Genomic DNA, 5,534 nt, shown 5'->3' on the forward strand with positions numbered 1-5,534 from the left:
TGATATAATTTTGTCTTTACAAAGCATTGGTGAGGTTTATTGGTTCGCAAAACAAATTTACTAAACCTCTGCTTTGTTTTTTATACTATAGAAACTAGCAACTTGAATTAATTACCTAAATTAATTTCATAATCAGATATAATATCAATGACATTGATATTACAATCATTTTTAAAAACGGATGGAGATAAACACATTTCATATACTTCTGAAGCATTAAAAACATAAAAATAGCCTGGAGTAGAACAGCCAGAATTTGAGTGATAATTTAGCTTATAATCTTTAGAAATATTTTTGAACTTAATTACTACTAATGAATATTTTGATTCGATTTCAAACCTTGAAATAACGTAATCATTTCTTATTTTATAACCTCCAGTACAAACATATTTTCCTTTAAACCTTGTTATATGTTTTAACTTTATGCCTTCAGTTATAATAAAATTTAGATTACCTTTTAAAATGAATCTATAAAAGCCAAAGAATAGTAAAATAATAAGAATAATTTCGATGTTAAATTTCATTCGGTTTTCTGTTTTTCTAATCTTTCTGCAAAAGTTTTAGTAGTGGTTAGCAGCTGTATTTATTATGAAACCCAAGTTTCTTCAACTTCATCGATTATCCATTTATCGTTAACTTTCTTAATGAAAATTCTAAATCCTTGACCACAATGACGATCGCAAACAAAACCGGCAGATAAAACACCATATTTCTTTTCTTTATCAAATTGTATTCTCGAAACTGAAAATACTCCTGAAAAAATGAATTTATATTTTGTTTTCCAGATTGTATCACGATTTGGAAATTTTGATAAATCTTTAAGTTTATAAATTTGATTTTTCACGAATTAAATATGGTGTGTTTCGATTACTCTGTCACACTATATTCTTCTTGAATTTCTATTTCCAATCTCTTTTTATGCTGCTTAGATAAATTCGAAGAATCAGAAACCATATATACTGAACCCGCCATTTTGCCAAACGGTGTTAGTGGCTACCCTTTATTCTATGGTTATTATTCTTTTCGCTTTTTTATTCCAAAGAATTATTTTTTGTTCCATACTTGACGTAATAATTCTGTTTCCTTTTTCATTCCACGAAACACCCCATAAATAGTCTTTCGAATTACCTGTTGAAATAAGGTTTCCTTTTGTGTCCCAAATTCTCAATGCGTCACTTGCAGATGCAAGTCTATCTCCTTTTGGATTCCAAGCCAAATTCCTATATTCACCTTTGCTAATGTCAATTGATTTTATAAGTTCGCCTTGTTCGTTCCAATATTGAAGTAATGATTTGTCTTTTTCGTCTCCATAATCTCCTGTAACAAAGAAATCACCTGATTTGTGCCAAGCAATGCTCAGTAACATTACATTTTCGGGTCTATGTTGGATTGATTTTATTAAATTTCCATCAAGGTCAATAAAACGTATTTTATCAGTAACTGTTGTAAGAATATTTTTTTTGGGATGCCAAGCAATAGCTGTTATGCCTTTGGTATAATTAATTTCATTAAAAAACTTTCTTATCAATTCACCTTTTGTATTAAATAGTAATACTTGACCATTATTATCACCAATGGCTAAGTATTCACCTGTGTAATTCCAATCAACTCCTCTTGCTCCTTCTGATGAAATTCCGTTTAGTTCAATTTTTTCATTCGTTTCCAAATTGAAAATAAATGATTTTTCGTCTGACATTTGTGTTGTCACAGCAACAACATTCATTAAAGGATGCCATTTTATACGAGTAATTGTGTTCTTTACTGGAAATGACTTGTATAGTTTTAGATTTCCTTCTGTGTAGATATTTAAAGTATCTACATTGCCTCCAATTGCTATGTACTTTCCGTTATGACTCCAATCAGTTGTCCAAAGTATTTCCTTTGTTGTAGTATGTTGAGCAAATGTCTGATTGTAAAAAACTAAAATCAGAAAATTTAGAAATGTTAATATTTTAATTTGTCTTGTCATTGTGTTCGTTTTTTTTTGGGCTGCTACTAACGGATGTTAATGGCTGTTTTTTTCTTCAAGTATTTTTTTCTTAAATCTATTCCATCTTCCATATATTCAATGTTTGGATTTTTTATTATAAACTCTTTTTGAGCAACTTTAAAAATGGAATCAATAAAATTTTCTCCATATCTTCTGTTTATTTCTTTATACATTTCTTCTTTATAGCAATAAGGTTCAAATCCTCCCATTCTTATGCAACTTCCTAAATGTTCCTTTATTTCAATTCCAAATTGATTTAAAATTTTAGACATTTTTTTAAACTCTCTTGGATGGAAACCAAAATAAATTAATTTTCCATTTTTGATGTCTTTTTTTGCTTTTGCTTTTTGCTCTATACAAAATGTATCAATAACAGTAACTTTTAGGTTTTTATTTTTCAACCACATTTTTGAATAAACTTGTTCGTTATAAACAATAAGATTTCCGTTTTTGTCATATTTTTCCAATTCCGCTTTCTGTTTACAAGAATTTAGAATTAATGATGAAATAAATATTAAAAATAGTTTATTCATTGTTGAGATTTGTTCTTCAGTTCTGCTAGGCTAAAATAGCGACTAAAGTTCCGCCGCTTCACGCAGTTGCGAACTTCGGAACTTCTTATTTTCGTTTAAAGATAAAAATTCTTGCGAAACGCAAACGTGAACTTACCACAAAATTCGCAATTTTGCCAAGCTGTTAGGGGTTGTTGTTTTTTCTCTTTAGGTTAAAGTTAATTATTATTTATTCAAGTTCAATGTCCATTCTTGAAAGTAAATCATCTTTAATCGTAAAAATATGTTTAATTATTCCGTCAAATAAAATTTTTCCTTGTAAATCTTTCACTAATTGATGAACTTTAACTTCATATTTTTGTTTAGATATTTCGATAATACTTATTGGCTCAACAATTCCATTAATTTCAGTCCATTGTCTCGTCCAATATTCTCTTATTTCGTTATGACCATTTACATAACCTCCTTCAAAAGCTTTTGGCCACTCTACATTTTCGTGAAATGTTGATAATGCAGTTGAAATGTCTCTTGAATTAAAAGCTAAATATGCTTTTTTAATTAAGTTGTGAATTTTATTTTCCATTTTATTTTTTTTAATATTATTTAGCAAAACTAAAATGTAATCAAACTATATTCTGTGATTTACATCACTTTTTTTGAATATAATCTACTTAATGTTTCTCGTGATACTCCAAGATAAGATGCAAGTAATGTTTTAGAAATTTTATTATATAAGTCAGGTTGGTTTTTCAAAATCATTTCATATCGTTCTTGAATGTTTGTTGTGAGAAAAGACAATAAGCGTTGTTGGGTTGTTATAAATCCTAAAATTGATTTTTAGTGAAAAAAACTTTGCATTTTTGGGAATTGGTTACATAGCTTATTATAGTTTGTCAACGAAAGGCAAAAAAGATGTGTATTTTCGACACATTTTAAATACATTGTTGCTTTTGATTTGGTAAAATATGCTATAAAATCACTTTCCCAACGATTTTCAGTAACAATAGAAAAAATAAATTCTTTGCCTAAATCATTTACAAATACCAATTTTAAAATTCCACTTACCACAAAATAACAATTTTCAACATAATCTTCTTCTACAAACACATATTCATTTTTCGCAAATGTTTTTTCAGTAAAATGTGATTTAATTATTTCAAATTCACCATCATTAAGATTAACAATAGTTTCAAATTGTTTTCGCAGTATTTCGGACATTATTATCTATATAAAAAAGTTTGTGAGTTTTATTGTTCGTTTCTTTTTCGGTTTTCGGGACAATGACCGCTAACGGCTTTTAGCCAAATGTTTTTTACTTTAAAACCTTTTGTTTCTTTTCAATTCAACTTCGGCAATTTTAATTATCTGGTAGTCTTTTCCATTAAAAATTGCGGCGCATTTTACAAAGTAAATTTTATTATCTACATTTTTAAAATACGTTTCTCCAAGTAGCATTTTTCCCTCATCACTTTGTTGAATATCATTTACGAAATTTATAAATTTTATATTTTGCCAATCAATATTAAAATTTTTTCCAGCAGATTTTATTCCTTCAAAGTCCTGTGAAATAACTCTTTCATAACTTTCAGCTGTTATAGATTTGAAATCATTTCGTATGTATTCTCCAATCGGAGCTTTCTTATCATCTGCTAATTCTTTTAAATCAGAATAGGAGACAATATTATTTTTATATTCCTCTTTTGTAATTTTATTAAACTTGTTAATCAATACAAATACAGCTTTTCCCACGTCTTCTGGGATTTTATAAGTTATTTTAGTAGTTGTTGTTTGTGATTTTGAAACGCCTTTAGTTTGAACTTTTTTTTCACAGGATACAATAGTTAAAATTAAAACTAATAATATTATTTGATGTTTTTCCATCTCTGTATTTTTTTATGGTTTCATACTTCAAAATAGTTGCTAACGTTCTTGCATACAAACAGGTTGGGACTAAATTAATCCCTATTTTCGGATTTGCCAAATCTTCCAAATGTAAAACAAACTTCCCATTAAGCCAATTGCCTAAATTGCTTGTAGCATGTTATGGGCAGTTTTTTATTCTTCGCTGTTCACTGATTCAGAATATTCTAATCTTTTAGTTTTAAAATAAAAGGTATGATTTAAATCTACGGTATTGTCTGTTTCAGGTTCTGTAATTACTCCTAAAAACTCAATCTTATTTTCATCTATCTTTTCAAACCAATAATTGTGAAAAATTACTATATCTAAAAATTTATTTCCAACTGATTTAACAAATTGTTCTTTCCTGAATATTGTGTCTAATAAAATATTTTCATTTTGTTTTATTGTCAACTCAATTTCAGCATTTCTATATTTATCGATATGTTTTCCATCTTCGGCCCAAGATTCGTGTAAAACATAACTATCTAAATCTTTTCGAACAATAGAAATTCGAATATTTCTGCTTTGTATTAAGGTGTCAAATTTTACTATTTCTTTTTGTATTGGATAAAGTTTATCAGAATCTTTTTTGATAATTTCTTGTGAAGATTTTATTTGTGTAGAAACTTCCGAATTCTTTTTGCTTTTCGAATTGCAGGCAATAAAAAATATTGCGAGTATTAATATAAATAAATTCAGTTTTTTCATCTAGGTTTCTTTAAAATTGACCAAATCTGTTGTAGTAGCTGTTGGCAGATGTGCTTTTATTGATATCGATATATTTCTGTATATAATTCCGATACTAATTTTTTCAAAAAGGGGTTTTTAATTTTCTGCTTTTCGTTGCTTTTTTGCTTTGCTATTTTATGATATGATAATCTATTTAAGATATACTCTAAAATACCATTTTTAACATCCAAAATATTAAATTTATAGCCATACAAATCCGCACCATACACAACAAATTTCGTTGAATTTTTATCTAATCCACCATATAAACTTTTTGAGTTATATACTTAGCCTCTGTATTATTTGATACTGATAAATTGGCAATGCCGTAATCATTCGTTGAATTGTTTTGTGAAAAATAGTTTCTTTGAAAATTGATCTATTAATTCTAAAGGTAAATT

Annotated in this window: 8 protein-coding genes and 1 pseudogene; all 9 read right to left on the reverse strand. The window is 27.6% G+C overall.

The window, feature by feature from the left end:
• Positions 1-107 precede the first annotated feature (107 nt).
• Positions 108-524 carry a hypothetical protein gene (locus tag J3495_RS18745; RefSeq protein WP_210668482.1) on the reverse strand — a complete coding sequence of 139 codons (417 nt, stop codon included), beginning with the start codon at positions 522-524 and terminating at the stop codon, positions 108-110.
• Positions 525-586: 62 nt separating this feature from the next.
• Complete coding sequence (locus J3495_RS18750; protein ID WP_210668485.1) at positions 587-844, reverse strand: hypothetical protein; 258 nt, start codon at positions 842-844, stop codon at positions 587-589.
• A gap of 156 nt (positions 845-1,000) precedes the next feature.
• Complete coding sequence (locus J3495_RS18755; RefSeq protein ID WP_210668486.1) at positions 1,001-1,969, reverse strand: WD40 repeat domain-containing protein; 969 nt, start codon at positions 1,967-1,969, stop codon at positions 1,001-1,003.
• A gap of 26 nt (positions 1,970-1,995) precedes the next feature.
• Positions 1,996-2,523 (reverse strand): hypothetical protein, encoded by a 528-nt coding sequence (locus J3495_RS18760; RefSeq protein WP_210668488.1) that lies wholly within the window; start codon positions 2,521-2,523, stop codon positions 1,996-1,998.
• A gap of 208 nt (positions 2,524-2,731) precedes the next feature.
• Positions 2,732-3,085 carry a nuclear transport factor 2 family protein gene (locus tag J3495_RS18765; RefSeq protein ID WP_210668490.1) on the reverse strand — a complete coding sequence of 118 codons (354 nt, stop codon included), beginning with the start codon at positions 3,083-3,085 and terminating at the stop codon, positions 2,732-2,734.
• 254 nt (positions 3,086-3,339) lie between these two features.
• A complete protein-coding gene (locus J3495_RS18770; RefSeq protein WP_236025514.1) occupies positions 3,340-3,720 on the reverse strand; it encodes a Crp/Fnr family transcriptional regulator in 381 nt (126 codons plus the stop codon).
• A gap of 99 nt (positions 3,721-3,819) precedes the next feature.
• On the reverse strand, positions 3,820-4,383 hold the full coding sequence (locus J3495_RS18775; RefSeq protein ID WP_210668492.1) for a hypothetical protein: 564 nt from the start codon (positions 4,381-4,383) through the stop codon (positions 3,820-3,822).
• A gap of 174 nt (positions 4,384-4,557) precedes the next feature.
• Positions 4,558-5,112 (reverse strand): DUF4738 domain-containing protein, encoded by a 555-nt coding sequence (locus tag J3495_RS18780; protein ID WP_210668494.1) that lies wholly within the window; start codon positions 5,110-5,112, stop codon positions 4,558-4,560.
• A gap of 300 nt (positions 5,113-5,412) precedes the next feature.
• Positions 5,413-5,534 (reverse strand): annotated as a pseudogene (locus J3495_RS19275) (IS1595 family transposase); the annotation flags it as partial.

The sequence above is a fragment of the Flavobacterium geliluteum genome, assembly GCF_017948595.1.
GTDB classification, from domain to species: Bacteria; Bacteroidota; Bacteroidia; order Flavobacteriales; family Flavobacteriaceae; genus Flavobacterium; species Flavobacterium flavipigmentatum.